Source organism: Streptomyces sp. NBC_00554 (assembly GCF_041431135.1).
In the GTDB taxonomy this organism is placed as follows: Bacteria; Actinomycetota; Actinomycetes; order Streptomycetales; family Streptomycetaceae; genus Streptomyces.
Genome location: NZ_CP107799.1, coordinates 1,596,209 through 1,614,464 on the forward strand (window position 1 = coordinate 1,596,209; position 18,256 = coordinate 1,614,464).

The following is an 18,256-nucleotide window of genomic DNA, read 5'->3' on the forward strand; positions in this document are numbered from 1 at the left end:
GTTCCGTACGTACGAACCGCCCCACCCGGGGGCCCGGCCCAGGGAGCCCGTCATCGCAGGTCAGCAGCGCACCGCAGAAATCGCCGGGGGCCCTGCCTCCATCGACGCGCAGGAGCCGTGGATGCGCGGGCTGCACGCGGACACCGGTTATCTGCTGTACCGGCTCGGGCTGCGCTCGGGGCAACTGTTCAACACGTTCCTCCAGGAGTCCGGGCTGCGCCTGCGCCACTACGCGCTGCTCCGCTTCCTGGCCACCTCCGAGGGCGCTCTGCAGAGGGAGCTCAGCTCGCGGCTCGGCTACGACCCGAGCGCGATCGTCGGGCTCGTCGACGACCTGGAGAAGCTCGGTTTCGCCGAGCGGCGCCCCTCGCCCGACGACCGCCGCAGCCGGATCGTCGTGCTGACCGAGGACGGCCGGGCCTTTCTGCGCGACACCGACGAGGCCGGGCTGCGCGTGACGAACGACCTGCTCCAGCCCCTGGACCCCGCCGAGCGTGACGCCCTGCACACGCTCCTGCAACGGGTCGCCGAAGCCGAACTCGACTGATGACCACGGCCATGACCGCGCTGTCCGCGCCCGAACGGCTCCTCGCCGTGCTCGCCGCCTTCGACCACGGGCACCCCGCGCTGTCCCTGACGGACATCAGCCGCCGGGCCGGCCTCACCCTCACCACGGCCCACCGGCTGGTGGGCGCGCTCACCGAGTGGGGCGCCCTGGAGCGGGACGAGGACGGCGTCTACCACGTGGGCCTGCGCCTCTGGGAGGTCGCGGCGCTCGCTCCGCGCGGGCTCGCACTGCGGCAGATCGCGCTGCCGTACCTGGAGGACCTGTACGAAGCGACGCACGAGAACGTGCAGTTGGCGGTCCGCGACGGCTCCGAGGTCGTCTACATCGAGTGGATTTCCGGGCGCTCCGCGGTCGGCGTACGCATCCAGGTCGGCGCCCGCTGGCCTCTGCACGCCACGGGCGTGGGGCTCGCACTGCTCGCGCACGGCGACCCCGCGTTCCAGGAGGCCTACTGCGAGCGCCCGTTGGCCGCCTTCACCCCGTACACCGTCACCGATCCGGCGAGGCTGCGCCGGGAACTGGCCGAAGTACGGCACTCAGGCGTGGCGGTGAGCAGCCGTCAGATCACCGACGACGCGCTGTCGGTGGCCGCTCCGGTGCGCGGCGCGGGCGGCTCGGTGGTCGCGGCCGTGTCGGTCGTGGTGCCCCAAGTCGACGCACAGGTACCGGTGTTGATCCCTGCGGTGCGGCTCGCGGCTCGCGGGATCTCGCGGGCCCTTGGGTGGCGGCCGGAGCCGCGCTGAGGACTCTCCAGCGAGGACACCCTTCGAGTCATTGATTCTGGTAGAGGCATTCCGTCCCCGTCGCGCGCCGGGTGACGGACTGCTTCCTCAGGTCGGCGCGGAATTCGTAGCAGCCCTCGAGCCACGCCTGGTCCAGGGGCCGCACCTCGGCGATGACGGTCACCTCGGTGCGCGAGCGCTCCGTGCCGACCGGTACGGCGACCGGGTCGTCGGCGTCGGGCTGCCCCATCGAGTCCGTCCTCGGCAGGGCGAGGGCGCGCTTCAACTCGGCGTCCGTCAGGGCCCCGTCGGAGACCGCGCGGTCGAGGCGCCGCTCGACCGCCTCGGCACTCGCGTCGAGTTGGGCCGCACGGGCCGCCTCCGCTCGCGCGTCCTGTTTGCGCTGGATGCGGTAACAGCCGTCCGTCTTCAGCCTGTCTGCGGTGACGTTGCGGGGCTTGTCCGTCGCACGGAACTCGTAGCAGACCTCGTCGCTCCCGTCCTCCGCGGACAGCCAGACCAGGGCGGTCAGCCCGCCGGCCGCCACCTCCTGGTCCTCCACCTCGACGCCGACGGTCTCCCAGACCTGGGCACCCTGGACCTCGGTCAGCCCACCGCGGTCCAGCGCCGATCGCAGTTCCACGACCACATCCGCGGCGACCTCCGCCGGTTTGCGGAACCGGTACACCGGCAGATCGCGGCACGTCTCCCGGGACAACTCGTCGGCGGAGACGGAACGCCCGTCGACCTCGAAGCGGTAGCAGCCCGTGGCCTGGGTACCCCCGGCGAACATGCCGGGCCCGAGCCCCATGAGCTCGGCGGTCACGGTCACGTGCTGCCCCTCCCGACGGACGTACGACATCCTCTTGTTCATGGACCGCACCGACCGGTCGATCTCCGTGCCGAGCAGCGTGCCGTCCGCTGCCGCCTGGGTGAGCCGGTCCTTCGCCACGGCCGCGGAACTCTCCAAGTTGTCCTGTGCCTGATCCTCGTAGCGGCCGGGTGCCGTCATGACCCACACCACCACGCCGCCGACAAGTACCAGCGCGATCACCAGCACGGTCAGACAGCCGTTCAGCACGCATCCCCCGCGTCTCGCCATGTCCGCAGGCTTCCCCACGCACGCCTCGCCGGCGGGACCCGTGTCCAACACGTGATCGAACAGGGCCCGGCACGAGACGGGCCGGTTCCGGCACTGCCCGTGCGTCCCGTCACCCGACCGGCGGGTTGTTCACTTGTAGCCTGTCGGCGCTGTACGTCGGGGGGAGCTGACCGTGGAGAACATCCTGTCGGTGGCCATCGGGGCCGCTATCGGCCTCATAGGGGCGGTGTTCGGTTCGTGGTTCACCGCGCGCCGACAGGACCGCATGTGGCTCCGCGAACAGAAGCTCAAAGCCGGGATCAGCTTCAACACGGCCGTGGTTCAGCTACTGGACCACCTCAAGGAAACCCAGCTCAGTGACGACGGCCCCGGACCCAACGAGTTGGCGAACCGGATGCAGGAAGCACGCTCAGCCCTCTACCTGCTGTGTGCCGGCGAGACCGTCGATCTCGCCGATGCTCTCGCGCGTCGGGTCTGGAGCACCCGGCCCACCGACGGCAGGGACGACCGCCGGGCCGAGTTCCGAGAGACGGTGGACCTCCTGCGTCGCTTCACGCACCAGCTCCGGCAAGAAATCGCCAGATCGTAGGGCCTGTCCCCCAAGGGATCACCGGGCGGACCGGAGGAAGGTGCCTCCGGAGGGCTGACGGACGTGCCTCAGTTCACACGCCCCGTGGCGACGGCGACCGAACAAGCAGCGGCAGTTGACCGTCCACCTACATGTGGCTGCGGAGGGGACAGTGTCCCCGGGCCTCACCTACAGCCCATGGGGACGATCGTCCGGCTGAAGCCCCATGGAGCCTTCCGCCGCGAGGCGACCGCCCTCCGCAGATCACCACGCACCGCCCCGGCTGGTCTCCCCCGTCCAGCCGGGGCTTTCTCATTCGGCGCCCCCGGGGTCGTCGTTACCGGGGCCACGTCGCCGAGATGATTCACACATGCGGGATCCCACCTGGCCGTCTTCACGGGAATCTCAGCTGAGACCCCACGGATTCAAAGAAACCACCAATGGAGGAGGCGCAGGATGCAGCGGCAGTGGTGGTCATCCAAGAAAGGCGTGCCGTGGGCGTCCCTGAGATATCGAACCGGACCGAACGTCCGGCGTGGTCCCGGCGCGGGATCCTCGCCGTACTCGGTGCCGTGCCGGCCGCCGTTCTGACGGGCTGCACCGAATCGGCGGACGCCTCGGAGGCGACGGCCGCGTCCGCGGGCACGTCCGCGAGCACCAAGGCGGAGACGACGGTCAAGGCGCCGACGATCACCGTCACGCCCGCCGACGGCACGAAGAAGGCCGGTTTCACCAGCCCGGTCGAGGTCGCCGTGTCCGACGGCACGCTGTCGGCCGTGAAGGTCACCGGCAACGACGGATCCACCCTGGCCGGGTCCTACAACGACGCCCGTACGCAATGGACGTCGGGCGAGAACCCGTACTCCGGCACGAAATACACGGTCACGACGCAGGCGCAGGGGGCCGAGGAGGAGACGGCGACTTTCACCACCAAGTCTCCCGGCGAGACCTTCGTGGGATATTTCACCCCCGAGGCGAATTCGACCTCCGGCGTCGGCATGCCCGTGTCGATCAATTTCACGAAGGCCGTGTCAGACCGGGCCGCCGTCGAGAAGGCGATCACGGTGACGGCGGAGCCCGCCGTCGAGGTGGTCGGCCACTGGTTCAGCGACACCCGGCTCGACTTCCGGCCCGAGGACTACTGGGCCGCGGGCACGAAGATCACCCTGAGTCTGCGCCTGAAGGACGTCGAGGGCACGGACGGGGTCTACGGCACGCAGTCCAAGGACGTGGTCCTCAACATCGGCCGCTCGCAGATCAGCACGGTCGACCTGGCGGCGAAGACGATGACGGTCGAGCGGGACGGCTCGGCCCTCGCCACCTATCCGGTGAGCGGCGGCGACGCCGACCACACCACCTGGTCGGGGATCATGGTGATCAGCGAGCGGTTCAAGGAGACCCGGATGGAGTCCTCCACCGTCGGTCTCGGCGACGAGTACGACATCGCGGACGTGCCGCACGCCCAGCGCCTGACCACCTCCGGCACCTTCATCCACGGCAACTACTGGGCGTCGACGTCGATCTTCGGCAGCAGCAACACCAGCCACGGCTGCGTGGGCCTGCACGACACCAAGGGCGCCGACGACACCGCCGTGGACGGCTACAAGTTCTACAAGAGCTCGATGCTGGGTGACGTGGTGATCGTCAAGAACTCGGGCGAGGACACCGTGGACCCGGCCAACGGCCTCAACGGGTGGAACCTGTCGTGGGCCGACTGGACGGCGGGCAGCGCGCTCTAGTCGCTCTCCGCAACGTGCGGCTCCCCGGGCCGCACCCCCGCGCCACCCTTCCTTCACGGCGTGAGCTCCCGTGCGCCCGAAGGACTTTACCGACTGCGCCTCTTGACGGTCGGGGTGACAGAGAGCACATTGGCGGCGCAGCCGCTTTGAGAGCGCTCTCAAGCGGTTCTCCCCAACACCCGCGCACCCCACTCCGTACCCGAAGAGGCACCCATGCGTGAAAACTCCGGCACACCCACCAGACCCCGCCCCTTACGCCGCGCGCTCATCGCCGTGCTCGGCACGCTCGCCCTGGCGGCCACCGCCGCCACGGCCGCCACCCTCCCCGCGAACGCCTCCGCTCCCCCGCCGCCCACCGGCTGGTCCCAGGTCTTCGTCGACGACTTCAACGGGTCCGCGGGAACCGGCGTCAACACCGCCAACTGGCAGTACACGACGGGCACCAGCTACCCCGGCGGTCCCGCCAACTTCGGTACCGGCGAGATCGAGACGATGACCTCCAGCACCAACAACGTCTCGCTCGACGGCTCGGGCAACCTCCGCATCACCCCGCTGCGCGACGGCTCAGGCAACTGGACCTCGGGCCGCATCGAGACGGTGCGCACCGACTTCCAGCCCCCGGCCGGCGGCAAACTCCGCGTCGAGTCCCGCCTCCAGATGCCGAACGTGACCGGTGCCGCCGCCAAGGGCTACTGGCCCGCCTTCTGGATGCTGGGCGCGCCCTTCCGCGGCAACTACTGGAACTGGCCCGGCATCGGCGAACTGGACATCATGGAGAACGTCCAGGGCCTCGGCACCCTGTGGGCCACCATGCACTGCGGCACCTCGCCCGGCGGCCCGTGCAACGAGACGAGCGGCATCGGCGGCAACACCCCCTGTACGACCTGCCAGTCGAGCTTCCACACCTACGCCGTGGAGTGGGACAAGTCCACGAGCGTCGAGGAGATGCGCTTCTACCTCGACGGCGTCAACTTCCATACGGTCAGGGCGAATCAGGTCGACGCGACCACGTGGACGAACGCCACGAACCACGGCTACTTCCTCATCCTCAACGTCGCGATGGGCGGCGGCTTCCCGGACGCCTTCGGCGGCGGCCCGGACGCCGGCACGGTGCCAGGACACCCGCTGGTCGTGGACTACGTCCAGGTTCTCCAGTCCGGTGGGAGCGGTACCACACCGCCCCCGACCGGCAACCGTGACGCCTACAGCGCCATCCAGGCCGAGTCCTACGACGGCCAGGGCGGCGTGGGCACCGAGACGACCACGGACACGGGCGGCGGCCAGAACCTGAGCGCGCTCGCGAACGGCGACTGGGCCCAGTACAACGGCGTCAACTTCGGCTCCACGGCGGCCACTCAGTTCGTCGCCCGGGTCGCGAGCGGCGCGTCCTCGGGCGTGAGCGGCCTGGTGGAGGTACGCCTCGACAGCCGTACGAACGCGCCCATCGGCAGCTTCGCGGTGGGCAACACCGGAGGCTGGCAGAGCTGGCGGACCGTACCGGCGAACATCAGCGGGGTCACCGGCACGCACACCGTCTATCTGACCTTCACCAGCGGCCAGCCGGCCGACTTCGTGAACGTCAACTGGTTCAACTTCGGTCGCTGACCGAACGCTTGGCGAAGGGGCGGGCCGGAAGGCTCGCCCCTTTCAGCGCAGTTCGGCCCGGAACCCCGCCGGAGTCGTATCCGTGTGCTGGTGAAAGAACTTCGAGAAGTTCGCCGAGTCGGGAAAGCCCACGGCGACGCCGATGCGGCCGATGGGGATGTCCGTGTGGGCGAGGAGGCGTTTGGCCTCCAGGATCACCCGCTTGTCGATGAAGCCCTTCGGGGTCTCGCCGGTGGCCGCGCGGACAGCCCGGACGAGGGTGCGGCGCGAGTAGCCGAGGGCATCGGCGTACGCGCTGACACTGTGGTTGGTGGCGAAGCCCTTCTCGACCGCGTCCCGGAAGCGGGTGAAGGTGGTGTCGGTCTGTTCGCGGGCCGCCTCGGCGGAGCTGGCCGCGAGGTGGGCGAGGCGGAGCAGGAACGCGGTCAGGGAGTGCCGCAGTACCGAGGTGTGCAGGCTGAGCGGCAGCGTGGTGGTGTCGACGTACTCGCGTTCCAGCTGGGCGAGTGAGTGCTCCAGGGCGGCCAGCCGGGCCGCGTCGGGGCGCAGCAGCGGGGGCTGGTCGTAGCGGTAGAGGCCGGTCGCCTCGACGGTGGCCCGCGGCAGGAAGCCGGGCTGCATGGTGAGGACGGTGCCGCGGTAGTCGTCGGTGTTGGAGAAGCGGTGCACCTGGCCGGGGCGGATCCACAGGATGTCGCCCGAGGAGACCTCGTACTCGGCGAAGTCGACCATGTGCCGGACGGGTCCCGCGTTGAACAGCATCACGACGTGGAAGTCGATGCGGTGCACGCGCTCCAGCGGTGCGTCCGCGTGCCAGGTGCGGCCGGTCCCCATGGCGCCGACCTGCATACCGACGCCGGAGAGGCTCAGATCGACCGGAAACGGGAAGGTCCTGATCCCGTCGGTCACCTCGCCGGTTCCCCGTTCGCCCCCGGCGCCGCCTTGGGTGCTTATGTCTGCCATGTCCGTCTCTCGCCGGTTCAGTCCCACGCCGCGTGTCCCACTTTCACCGAAGGCTGACACACGGGCACCTTCCCCGGCAAAAGTCAGACTTTTAGATTTGAACGCATCAGAGCAGTTACCCCGCTCCTATCGAGGACTTCTTGAAGATGAGCACGCAGCAGAGCACGCAGACACCTGCCCGCTTCTCCGACGGATTCGAGTGGACCGAGCTGGACCGGCGTGCCGTCGACACCGCCCGTCTGCTGGCGGCCGACGCCGTGCAGAAGGTCGGAAACGGCCACCCGGGCACCGCGATGGCCCTGGCCCCGGCCGCGTACACCCTCTTCCAGAAGGTGATGCGGCACGACCCCGCGGACCCGGAGTGGACCGGCCGCGACCGCTTCGTCCTCTCCCCCGGCCACACCTCGCTGACCCTCTACACCCAGCTCTTCCTTTCAGGTTATGAACTCGAACTCGATGACCTGAAGGCGTTCCGCACGCATGGTTCCAAGACGCCGGGCCACCCGGAGTACGGCCACACGGCGGGCGTCGAGACGACGACAGGGCCGCTCGGCCAGGGTGCCGCCAACGCCGTGGGCATGGCGATGGCCGCCCGCTACGAGCGCGGCCTCTTCGACCCCGAGGCCCCGGAGGGCGAGTCCCCCTTCGACCACACCATCTGGGCGATCGTCTCGGACGGCGACCTCGAGGAGGGCATCTCCGCCGAGGCCTCCTCCCTGGCCGGCCACCAGAAGCTCGGCAACCTCGTCTTCGTCTACGACGACAACCACATCTCCATCGAGGGCGACACGGCGACGGCGTTCTCCGAGGACGTACTGAAGCGGTACGAGGCGTACGGCTGGCACGTGCAGCGGATCGCGCCCTCGGCCGACGGCGACATCGACGTGCACGCGCTGCACTCGGCGCTCAGGGCGGCGCAGGCCGAGACCGAGCGCCCCTCCATCATCGCGATGCGCACGATCATCGCCTGGCCCGCGCCGACCGCGCAGAACACCGAGGCCTCGCACGGCTCGGCACTCGGCGCCGACGAGATCGCGGCCACCAAGCGCGTCCTCGGCTTCGACCCGGAGAAGACCTTCGAGGTCTCGGACGAGGTGCTCGCCCACGCCCGCGCGGCCCTCGACCGCGGCGCCGAGGCACACGCCGCCTGGGACAAGCAGCTCGCCGAGTGGCGCACCGCGCAGCCCGAGCGCGCCAAGCTCTTCGACCGTGTCGTGGCCGGTCAGCTGCCCGAGGGCTGGGAGTCCGCGCTGCCGGTCTTCGAGGAAGGCACCTCGGTGGCCACCCGCGCCGCCTCCGGCAAGGTCCTCCAGGCGCTTGGCGGCGTACTCCCCGAGCTGTGGGGCGGCTCCGCCGACCTGGCCGGATCGAACAACACCACCATCGACAAGACCAGCTCCTTCCTCCCGAAGGGCAACCCGCTGCCGGAGGCCGACCCGTACGGCCGCACCGTCCACTTCGGCATCCGCGAGCACTCGATGGCCGCCGAGATGAACGGCATCGCGCTGCACGGCAACACCCGCATCTACGGCGGAACGTTCCTGGTCTTCTCGGACTACATGCGCAACGCCGTGCGCCTCTCCGCGCTGATGCAGCTTCCGGTGACGTACGTCTGGACGCACGACTCGATCGGCCTCGGCGAGGACGGTCCGACCCACCAGCCGGTCGAGCACCTGGCCTCGCTGCGCGCGATCCCCGGCCTGAACATCGTCCGCCCCGCCGACGCCAATGAGACGGCCATCGCCTGGGCCGAGATCCTCAAGCGGCACGCCACGAACCCGGCTCCGCACGGCCTGGCCCTGACCCGGCAGGGCGTGCCCACGTACCCCGTGAACTCCGATGCGGCGCGCGGCGGTTACGTCCTCCAGGACTCCTCCACCGGCACGCCGGACCTCATCCTCATCGCCACCGGCTCCGAGGTGCAGCTCGCCGTCGCCGCGCGCGAGCGGCTGGAGGCCGAGGGGGTCGGCACGCGGGTCGTGTCCATGCCGTCCGTGGAGTGGTTCGAGGAGCAGTCCGCCGAGTACCGCGCGTCCGTGCTGCCGCCGTCCGTGAAGGCCCGCGTGGCGGTCGAGGCGGGCATCGGCCTGACCTGGTACCGGTACGTCGGTGACGCGGGACGCATCGTTTCGCTGGAGCACTTCGGCGCCTCCGCCGACGCCAAGACCCTGTTCGCCGAGTTCGGCTTCACCGCCGAGAACGTAGCCAACACGGCCCGGGAATCCCTCGCCGCCCTCCGCGGTTAATCCGATCGCACAAAGGAAGATGATCACCGTGACCGAAGCAACCGCACCCGCGGCAAACCTGAAGCGCCTCTCCGACGAAGGCGTCTCCATCTGGCTGGACGACCTCTCGCGCAAGCGGATCGCGTCCGGCAACCTCGCCGAACTCATCGAGACCAAGCACGTGGTGGGCGTCACCACCAACCCCTCCATCTTCCAGGCCGCGATCGGCTCCGGAGAGGGTTACGAGGAGCAGCTGGCCGACCTCGCCACGCGCGGGGTGACAGTCGACGAGGCCGTCCGCATGATGACGACCGCCGACGTCCGCGCCGCCGCCGACATACTGCGCCCGGTGTACGAAGCGACCGGCGGCCGCGACGGCCGGGTCTCCATCGAGGTCGACCCCCGTCTGGCCCACCGGACCGCCGCGACGATCGCCGAGGCCAAGCAGCTCGCCTGGCTGGTCGACCGCCCGAACGTGATGATCAAGATCCCGGCGACGAAGGCCGGCCTCCCGGCGATCACCGAGGTCATCGGCAGGGGCATCAGCGTCAACGTCACGCTGATCTTCTCGCTCGAGCGCTACCGCGAGGTCATGGACGCCTACCTGGCGGGCCTGGAGAAGGCGCAGGCCGCGGGCATCGACCTCGCGACCATCCACTCCGTCGCCTCCTTCTTCGTCTCCCGCGTCGACAGCGAGATCGACAAGCGCCTCACAAAGGCCGGCACCGACGAGGCTCTCGCCCTCAAGGGAAAGGCGGCGCTCGCCAACGCCCGGCTCGCCTACGAGGCGTACGAAGAGGTCTTCGGCTCCGCCCGCTGGACCGCGCTCGCCCCGTCCGGCGCCCACAAGCAGCGCCCCCTGTGGGCCTCGACGGGCGTCAAGGACCCCGCGTACAAGGACACCCTGTACGTCGACGAGCTGGTCGCGCCCGGCACCGTCAACACCATGCCGGAAGGGACCCTCAACGCCACCGCCGACCACGGCGACATCCACGGCGATGCGGTGACCGGCGGCTACGACCGGGCCCGCGCCGATCTGGCGGCCGTCGAGCGGCTCGGTGTCTCGTACGAGGAGGTCGTCAAGCAGCTGGAGGACGAGGGCGTCTCGAAGTTCGAGGCCGCCTGGGAAGATCTTCTCGACGCGGTGGCGACTTCGCTGCGCGGCAAGGGAGCTGAGGGGGAATGAGCAGGCGTGAGGCGCTTCCCGGTAGTACCCCGCAGGTTGCGGCCACCGCGACGGCGGGATCTGGTGACACGGCCCTGGAACCGGCCGCAGTAACAGCGGGTGCGAGCGGCGATGTGAGTGCCGCGCTCGGGGTCGACCTCGACTGGTCCAACCCCCTGCGCGACCCCCGGGACCGCCGTCTCCCCCGTATCGCGGGCCCCTCGGGCCTCGTCATCTTCGGCGTCACCGGCGACCTGTCCCGCAAGAAGCTGATGCCGGCCGTCTACGACCTCGCCAACCGCGGTCTGCTCCCGCCGGGCTTCTCGCTCCTCGGCTTCGCCCGCCGCGAGTGGGAAGACCAGGACTTCGCGCAGGTGGTGCACGACTCGGTGCGCGAGCACGCCCGTACGGAGTTCCGCGAGGAGGTCTGGCAGCAGCTCGCCGAGGGCATGCGGTTCATCCCCGGCGACTTCGACGACGACACGGCGTTCAAGCAACTGCGTTCCGCTGTCGACGAGTTGGACTCCTCGCGCGGCACCAGCGGCAACTACGCCTTCTATCTCTCCGTACCGCCGAAGTTCTTCCCGAAGGTCGTCAAGCAGCTCAAGAAGCACGGGCTCGCCGACGCACCGGAGGGTTCCTGGCGGCGAGCGGTCATCGAGAAGCCGTTCGGGCGCGACCTTGCCAGCGCGCGTGAGCTGAACAAGATCGTGCACGAGGTGTTCGACCCGGAGCAGGTGTTCCGTATCGACCACTACCTCGGCAAGGAGACCGTCCAGAACATCCTGGCGCTGCGCTTCGCCAACCAGATGTACGAGCCCATCTGGAACCGGTCCTACGTCGACCACGTACAGATCACGATGGCCGAGGACATCGGCATCGGCGGCCGTGCGGGGTACTACGACGGCATCGGCTCCGCCCGTGACGTGATCCAGAACCACCTCCTCCAGCTGATGGCGCTGACCGCCATGGAGGAGCCGGCCGCCTTCGACGCCGAGTCGCTGCTCACCGAGAAGCTCAAGGTGTTCAAGGCCGTGAAGCTGCCGGACGAGCTGGGCGAGCACACGGTGCGCGGGCAGTACGCGGCGAGCTGGCAGGGCGGCGAGCGGGTGCGCGGCTATCTCCAGGAGGACGGTATCGACCCCAAGTCGACGACCGACACCTTCGCGGCCGTGAAGCTGGAGGTCGACAACCGGCGCTGGGCGGGTGTCCCCTTCTACCTCAGGACCGGAAAGCGCCTCGGCCGGCGGGTCACGGAGATCGCGGTGGTCTTCCAGCGCGCCCCCCACTCCCCCTTCGACTCGACCGCCACGGAAGAGCTCGGCGCGAACGCGATCGTCATCCGCGTCCAGCCCGACGAGGGCATGACCGTGCGCTTCGGTTCGAAGGTGCCGGGTACGTCGATGGAGATCCGGGACGTCACGATGGACTTCGCTTACGGCGAGTCGTTCACGGAGTCCAGCCCGGAGGCGTACGAACGGCTGATCCTGGATGTCCTGCTCGGCGACGCCAATCTCTTTCCCCGTCACCAGGAGGTGGAAGAGTCCTGGAAGATCCTCGACCCGATCGAGGGTTACTGGGAGAAGCACGGCAAGCCCGCGCAGTACCCCTCGGGCAGCTGGGGCCCGAAGGAAGCCGACGAGATGCTCGCACGAGACGGACGGAGCTGGCGCAGGCCATGAAGATCGACCTCACCGACACCACGGCAAGCAAGATCAACAAGGCGCTCGTGAAGGGCCGCCGCGAAATCGGCACACCTGCCGTGGGCATGGTCCTCACGATGGTCATCGTGACCGACGAGGAGAACGCCTACGACTCCATCAAGGCGGCCGAGGAGGCCTCGCGCGAGCACCCCTCACGCACCCTGGTCGTCATCAGGCGGGTCGCGCGCACCCCGCGCGACCGCACGAACTCCCGCCTGGACGCGGAGGTGCGGGTCGGTTCGGACGCGGGCACCGGTGAGACGGTCGTCCTGCGGACCTACGGCGACGTGTCCGACCACGCCGACTCGGTGGTCCTGCCGCTGCTGCTGCCCGACGCGCCGGTCGTCGTGTGGTGGCCGGTGGACGCCCCCGAGATTCCGGTCAAGGACCCGCTGGGTGCCCTCGCGCAGCGCCGGATCACCGACATGTACGCCGTCGAGAACCCGCTGCGGGCACTGGCGGCCCGCGCCGCGGCGTACGCGCCCGGTGACACCGACCTGGCGTGGACCCGGCTGACGCCGTGGCGTTCGATGCTGGCCGCCGCGCTCGACCAGGCCCGTACGAAGGTGACCTCGGCGGCCGTCGAGAGCGAGGCGGAGAACCCGAGCGCCGAACTGCTGGCCCGCTGGCTGGAGGCCCGCCTCAAGGTCCCGGTCGAGCGGGTTGTCACCGCCGGTCCGGTGGTGACCGCCGTACGGCTCGGCACGAAGAGCGGCGAGATCGTGATCGACCGCCCCGAGGGCCCGCTGGCCACGCTGTCCCTGCCCGGACAGCCCTCCCGCACCCTCGCGCTGAAGGTGCGCTCAACCTCCGAGCTGATCGCGGAGGAGCTGCGCCGTCTCGACGCGGACGAGATGTACGCCGTCGCCCTGCAGGGCGAGGGCACCAAGGAGAACCCCAGTCATGTCTGACTCCCCCAAGCTCACACGGCGCCCCGAGTGGGTGGCCCTGGAGGACCACCGCGCCGGTGCGCTCCTGCACCCGCAGCTGCGTGAGCTGTTCGCCGCCGACCCCGCGCGCGCGGAGCGTTACGTCGTACGGGTCGGCGACCTGCGCATCGACTACTCCAAGCACCTGATCACGGACGAGACCCTCGCCCTGCTCCAGGAACTGGCCACCGCCACCGATGTGTTCGGGCTGCGGGACGCCATGTTCCGCGGCGAGAAGATCAACACGACCGAGGACCGCGCGGTGCTGCACACCGCGCTGCGTGCCCCGCGCGACGCGGTCGTCGAGGTCGACGGCGAGAACGTCGTCCCGGCCGTGCACGCCGTGCTCGACGAGATGGCCGGCTTCGCTCTCAGGATCCGCTCCGGCGAGTGGACCGGACACACCGGCAAGCGCATCCGCAATGTCGTCAACATCGGCATCGGCGGCTCGGACCTCGGCCCGGCCATGGCGTACGAGGCCCTGCGGGCCTTCACGGACCGGGAGTTGACGGTCCGATTCGTCTCGAACGTGGACGGGGCCGACCTCCATGAGGCCGTGCGGGACCTCGACCCGGCCGAGACGCTGTTCATCATCGCCTCGAAGACGTTCACCACCATCGAGACCATCACCAACGCGACCTCCGCCCGGTCCTGGCTGCTCGACGGGCTCGACGGCAACGAAAAGGCGGTGGCCAAGCACTTCGTGGCGCTGTCGACGAACGCCGGGAAGGTCGCCGAATTCGGCATCGACACGGCGAACATGTTCGGGTTCTGGGACTGGGTCGGCGGGCGGTACTCGTTCGACTCGGCGATCGGCCTGTCGCTGATGGTCGCGATCGGTCCCGACCGGTTCCGGGAGCTGCTCGACGGGTTCCGTATCGTCGACGAGCATTTCAAGAGCGCCCCGGCCGACGCCAACGCACCTTTGCTTCTTGGCCTGTTGGGCGTCTGGTACGGCAACTTCTTCGACGCCCAGTCGCACGCCGTGCTGCCGTACTCGCACTACCTGTCCAAGTTCACCGCATACCTGCAGCAGCTGGACATGGAGTCCAACGGCAAGTCGGTGGACCGGGACGGCCACCTGGTGGAGTGGCAGACCGGTCCGGTGGTCTGGGGCACTCCCGGCACCAACGGACAGCACGCGTACTACCAACTCATCCACCAGGGCACGAAGTTGATCCCGGCCGATCTGATCGGCTTCGCCAACCCGGTCGGCGAGCTGAGCGACGAACTCAAGGCCCAGCACGACCTGTTGATGGCCAACCTGTTCGCGCAGGGCCAGGCCCTCGCCTTCGGCAAGACCAGCGACGAGGTACGTGCCGAAGGGGTGTCCGAGGAGCAGGTGCCGCACCGCACCTTCCGCGGCAACCACCCCACCACGACCATCCTGGCAGCCGAGTTGACCCCCTCGGTCCTCGGCCAGCTCATCGCCCTCTATGAGCACAAGGTCTTCGTGCAGGGCGCCATCTGGAACATCGATTCCTTCGACCAGTGGGGTGTCGAGCTGGGCAAGGTCCTCGCCAAGCGTGTGGAACCCGCCCTCACCGAAGGCGCCGACGTGCCCGGCCTCGATCCCTCCACCGCCGCCCTCGTGGCCGCTTACCGCACTCTCCGGAAGAAGTGAACTGACATGCAGCTCGGACTCATCGGCCTCGGCAAGATGGGCGGCAACATGCGCGAGCGGATCCGCCGCGCAGGCCACACCGTCCTCGGATACGACCGCAACCCCGACCTCGCCGACGTCAGCAGCCTCGCTGAACTCGTGAGCAGGCTCGAAGGCCCGCGTGTGGTGTGGGTGATGGTGCCGGCGGGTGCCGCGACCCAGTCCACCATCGATGAGCTGGCCGTGCTCCTGGAGCCCGGCGACGTCGTGGTGGACGGCGGGAACTCCCGCTGGACCGACGACGAGAAGCACGCCGTCGAACTCGGCATCAAGGGCATCGGCTTCGTCGACGCCGGCGTCTCCGGCGGCGTCTGGGGCCTGGAGAACGGCTACGCCCTGATGGTCGGCGGCGACGCCGAGAACATCGCCAAGGTCCAGCCGGTCTTCGACGCGCTCAAGCCCGAGGGCGACTTCGGCTTCGTGCACGCAGGCAAGGTCGGCGCCGGCCACTTCTCCAAGATGGTCCACAACGGCATCGAGTACGCCATGATGCAGGCCTACGCCGAGGGCTGGGAGCTCCTGGAGAAGGTCGGCTCCGTCACCGACGTACGCGAGGTCTTCCGCTCCTGGCAGGAAGGCACCGTGATCCGCTCCTGGCTCCTCGACCTCGCCGTCAACGCCCTCAACGAGGACGAGCACCTCGACAAGCTCCGCGGCTACGCCGAGGACTCCGGCGAAGGCCGCTGGACCGTCGAAGCGGCCATCGACAACTCCGTCCCGCTCCCCGCGATCACCGCCTCGCTGTTCGCACGGTTCGCCTCACGGCAGGACGACTCACCGCAGATGAAGATGGTCGCCGCCCTGCGCAACCAGTTCGGCGGCCACGCCGTCGAGTCCGCGAAGTAACCGCCATGGGGGACCTTCTGCTGGTCCGCCACGGCGAAACCGAGTGGAGCGTGTCGGGCCAGCACACCAGCTGGACCGACCTGCCCCTCACCCAGCGCGGCGAGGAACAGGCCAAGTCCCTCGCCCCGCTGCTCGCCGACCGGACCTTCGCCCTCGCGCTCACCAGCCCACTGGGCCGCGCGATACGCACCGCGGAACTCGCGGGCCTGTACGGGGCCGTACCCGAACCCGACCTGCACGAATGGGACTACGGCGCGTACGAAGGCATCACGACCGTCGAGATACACCGCACCCGGCCCGACTGGTACCTCTGGAACGACGGGGTACCGCCCGGCCCCTCGGGCCACCCCGGCGAGTCCCCGACAGAGGTGGGACAGCGCGCCGACCGCGTGCTCTCCCACATCGACACGGCACTCGCCGAAGGCGACGTCGTCCTCGTGGCACACGCCCACTTCCTACGGGTGCTCGCCGCCCGCCGCCTCGGCCTCCCCGCCGCGGACGGCCGCCTGTTCCAGCTCGCGACGGGGACGGTCAGCCGGCTGTCCACGGAGCACGGGCGTCCGGTGATCGCTCAGTGGAACGCCAGAGGGAATTGAGGATTTCCGCCCTAGGAGCGCTTCAACGCCCCGGTCGCACCGCGTGCTGCGCGGCAAGCCGTACCGGGGCGTTCTGCGCGCCGTAGCCGCGGTAGCCGCCATCGCGCTGGACGAGTTCGAAGAAGACGCGGCCGACGGTCTCCGTGTAGCAGTGGCGGAATTCGCCGTCGGTGTCGCGGTCGTAGAGGATGCCGAGTTCGCGGTACGTCGCCAGCTCGGCGTCGGTGAACTCGAAGCGGGCGGCGAGGTCGTCGTAGTAGTTGGCGGGCATCCGGAGGATTCGGCCGCCGGCGTCGCGGAAGCAGCGGGCGGCGGTGACCACGTCGTCCGTGGCGAACGCGATGTGCTGGGCGCGGGCGCCGTCGTCGCTGGGGGCCGGGCCGACGGAGAGGGCGATGCGGACGGTGCCGTCGGAGTTGGTGACGGCGCGGCTGCGGTGCAGGCCGTAGGGGTCGGCGACGTCGACGCTCTCCTGCGCGCTCAGCCCGAGCACGCTGTGGTGGAAGAGGGCTGCCTCGTCGAACTGGTGCCAGGGCTGGGTGAGGGCCAGGTGGTCGATGCGGGCCACCCGCCGCGGGTCCGGGCCGTGCTCCACCGGCTCGAAGTCGCTTGTCCAGGTGGGGTGTTCGGGTCGGCCGGGAGCAGCGAGCCCGGGGGACGCGCAGAAGAAGAGTTCGGTGCCGTCGGGGGCGGCCACCGCGTCGAGGGGCGCGTCCTCGAGGGCGCGGCGGCGTGGCAGGACGGGTGCGAGGAGGGATTCGGCGCGCCGGGCCGCGGCGGCAGGGTCCGGGGACTCCAGGCCGATGGCGGCGAGCGCGGTGCCGTCGCGCCGGGCGGCCGGACCGGTGTTGACCAGGACACGGGCCTCGCCCTGCTGCCAGAGGTCCACCGGTTTGCTGCGGTGCCTGGCCGTGCGGGTGAAACCGAGGGCACCGAGGACCGCGGAGACCGGTACGACGTCGGGTGTGACGAGTTCGGCGAAGGCCACGCCGGTGGGGACCACGGGCGCGGGCGGGGTGGCGAGACCGGTCTCCTCCTGGAGTACGAGGAGGGAGCGCCGGGCGTCGACGGCGGTCGGCCCGGCCTCCGCCTGGCGGAAGACGTCGTTGAAGACCTCGAGGGAGAGCGGCCCCTGGTATCCGGCGCGCACCACATGCCCGAGCAGCCCGGCGATGTCGAAGCCGCCCTGGCCCGGGAAGCAGCGGTAGTGGCGGCTCCACTGGAGGACGTCCATCGCCATCAGCGGCGCGTCGGCCAGTTGTAGGAAGAAGATCTTCTCGCCGGGGATGTCCTCGATGCCTTTTGGATCGGAACCGCGGGCGAGGATGTGGAAACTGTCCAGGCAGGTGCCGAGGGAGGGGTGGTCCGCGGCCTCGACGATGCGCCAGGCGTGGTCGTACGTGCTCACGTGGCGGCCCCAGGCGAGCGCCTCGTACGCCACTCGGATACCGAAGTCCTGTGCCAGGTCGGCCAGTTGGCGCAGCTGGCCGGCGGCGAGCGCGTCGTCGTCCACGGCGAGCGGCGAGACGCTGGAGCACACCAGCACGGTGTCCGCGCCCAGCCGTCCCATGAGCTCGAACTTGTGCCGCGCCCGCCGCAGATTCCGAGCGAACTCCTCCTGTGGCACAGCCTCGATGTCCCGCATCGGCTGATACAGGTCGATGCTCAGTCCGAGGTCGGCCGTCCGCGCCCGGATCTCCTCGGGGAGGAGCGGGCTGGCAAGCAGATCGTTCTCAAAGATCTCGACTCCGTCGAAGCCGGCCCTGGCAGCAGCCGTGAGCTTCTCGGTCAGAGACCCACTGAGCGAGACGGTGGCAATGGACGTACGCACGTTGTCACTCCTTCGTTGTCGCTTCACCGGC

The 18,256-nt window shown here is 69.7% G+C and carries 15 protein-coding genes; 12 read left to right on the top strand and 3 right to left on the bottom strand.

Going from position 1 to position 18,256, the window contains the following annotated elements:
• Positions 1-121 precede the first annotated feature (121 nt).
• Both OG266_RS07175 and OG266_RS07180 read left to right on the top strand, forming a co-directional pair.
• Entirely contained in the window at positions 122-547 is a 426-nt protein-coding gene (locus tag OG266_RS07175) for a MarR family winged helix-turn-helix transcriptional regulator (protein WP_371552676.1), read from the top strand.
• Positions 548-558: 11 nt separating this feature from the next.
• Positions 559-1,311 carry an IclR family transcriptional regulator gene (locus OG266_RS07180; protein ID WP_371552678.1) on the top strand — a complete coding sequence of 251 codons (753 nt, stop codon included), beginning with the start codon at positions 559-561 and terminating at the stop codon, positions 1,309-1,311.
• A 28-nt stretch (positions 1,312-1,339) separates the two neighbouring features.
• On the opposite strand, the gene OG266_RS07185 is transcribed toward OG266_RS07180, so the two are convergent.
• The gene (locus tag OG266_RS07185) at positions 1,340-2,392 is read right to left on the bottom strand and encodes a hypothetical protein (RefSeq protein ID WP_266473086.1); all 1,053 of its coding nucleotides are present in this window, start codon (positions 2,390-2,392) and stop codon (positions 1,340-1,342) included.
• A 172-nt stretch (positions 2,393-2,564) separates the two neighbouring features.
• Here OG266_RS07185 and OG266_RS07190 point away from each other — a divergent pair, with 172 nt between their 5' ends.
• The 3 genes from OG266_RS07190 to OG266_RS07200 all read left to right on the top strand — a co-directional run bounded on the left by OG266_RS07190 (position 2,565) and on the right by OG266_RS07200 (position 6,304).
• Positions 2,565-2,981, top strand: coding sequence for a hypothetical protein (locus tag OG266_RS07190; protein ID WP_266473088.1), 417 nt, complete (start codon positions 2,565-2,567; stop codon positions 2,979-2,981).
• 473 nt (positions 2,982-3,454) lie between these two features.
• A complete protein-coding gene (locus OG266_RS07195; protein WP_371543879.1) occupies positions 3,455-4,699 on the top strand; it encodes an Ig-like domain-containing protein in 1,245 nt (414 codons plus the stop codon).
• Positions 4,700-4,912: 213 nt separating this feature from the next.
• Positions 4,913-6,304 (top strand): glycoside hydrolase family 16 protein, encoded by a 1,392-nt coding sequence (locus OG266_RS07200; RefSeq protein WP_266473090.1) that lies wholly within the window; start codon positions 4,913-4,915, stop codon positions 6,302-6,304.
• A gap of 42 nt (positions 6,305-6,346) precedes the next feature.
• Here OG266_RS07200 and OG266_RS07205 read toward each other — a convergent pair whose 3' ends face one another.
• On the bottom strand, positions 6,347-7,267 hold the full coding sequence (locus OG266_RS07205) for an AraC family transcriptional regulator (RefSeq protein WP_371543882.1): 921 nt from the start codon (positions 7,265-7,267) through the stop codon (positions 6,347-6,349).
• 146 nt (positions 7,268-7,413) lie between these two features.
• Between OG266_RS07205 and tkt the strand changes: the two genes are divergently transcribed.
• Genes tkt through OG266_RS07240 form a run of 7 tightly spaced genes read left to right on the top strand, consistent with a single transcriptional unit; the run spans position 7,414 to position 16,394 of the window.
• A complete protein-coding gene (tkt, locus tag OG266_RS07210) occupies positions 7,414-9,513 on the top strand; it encodes a transketolase (protein WP_371543883.1) in 2,100 nt (699 codons plus the stop codon).
• A gap of 19 nt (positions 9,514-9,532) precedes the next feature.
• A complete protein-coding gene (tal, locus tag OG266_RS07215) occupies positions 9,533-10,678 on the top strand; it encodes a transaldolase (protein ID WP_371543885.1) in 1,146 nt (381 codons plus the stop codon).
• On the top strand, positions 10,675-12,339 hold the full coding sequence (gene zwf / locus OG266_RS07220) for a glucose-6-phosphate dehydrogenase (RefSeq protein ID WP_329544450.1): 1,665 nt from the start codon (positions 10,675-10,677) through the stop codon (positions 12,337-12,339). The genes tal and zwf overlap by 4 nt, the downstream gene beginning before the upstream one ends.
• Positions 12,336-13,271, top strand: a complete 936-nt coding sequence (gene opcA / locus OG266_RS07225; RefSeq protein ID WP_266473099.1) for a glucose-6-phosphate dehydrogenase assembly protein OpcA — start codon at positions 12,336-12,338, stop codon at positions 13,269-13,271. Before zwf ends, opcA begins: the two co-directional genes overlap by 4 nt.
• The gene (pgi, locus tag OG266_RS07230) at positions 13,264-14,913 is read left to right on the top strand and encodes a glucose-6-phosphate isomerase (protein WP_371543887.1); all 1,650 of its coding nucleotides are present in this window, start codon (positions 13,264-13,266) and stop codon (positions 14,911-14,913) included. The genes opcA and pgi overlap by 8 nt, the downstream gene beginning before the upstream one ends.
• Positions 14,914-14,919: 6 nt before the next feature.
• On the top strand, positions 14,920-15,798 hold the full coding sequence (gene gnd, locus OG266_RS07235) for a phosphogluconate dehydrogenase (NAD(+)-dependent, decarboxylating) (protein ID WP_266473102.1): 879 nt from the start codon (positions 14,920-14,922) through the stop codon (positions 15,796-15,798).
• A 5-nt stretch (positions 15,799-15,803) separates the two neighbouring features.
• Entirely contained in the window at positions 15,804-16,394 is a 591-nt protein-coding gene (locus OG266_RS07240; protein ID WP_371543889.1) for a histidine phosphatase family protein, read from the top strand.
• A gap of 22 nt (positions 16,395-16,416) precedes the next feature.
• Here OG266_RS07240 and OG266_RS07245 read toward each other — a convergent pair whose 3' ends face one another.
• A complete protein-coding gene (locus OG266_RS07245; RefSeq protein ID WP_371543890.1) occupies positions 16,417-18,225 on the bottom strand; it encodes a bifunctional sugar phosphate isomerase/epimerase/4-hydroxyphenylpyruvate dioxygenase family protein in 1,809 nt (602 codons plus the stop codon).
• Positions 18,226-18,256 lie beyond the last annotated feature (31 nt).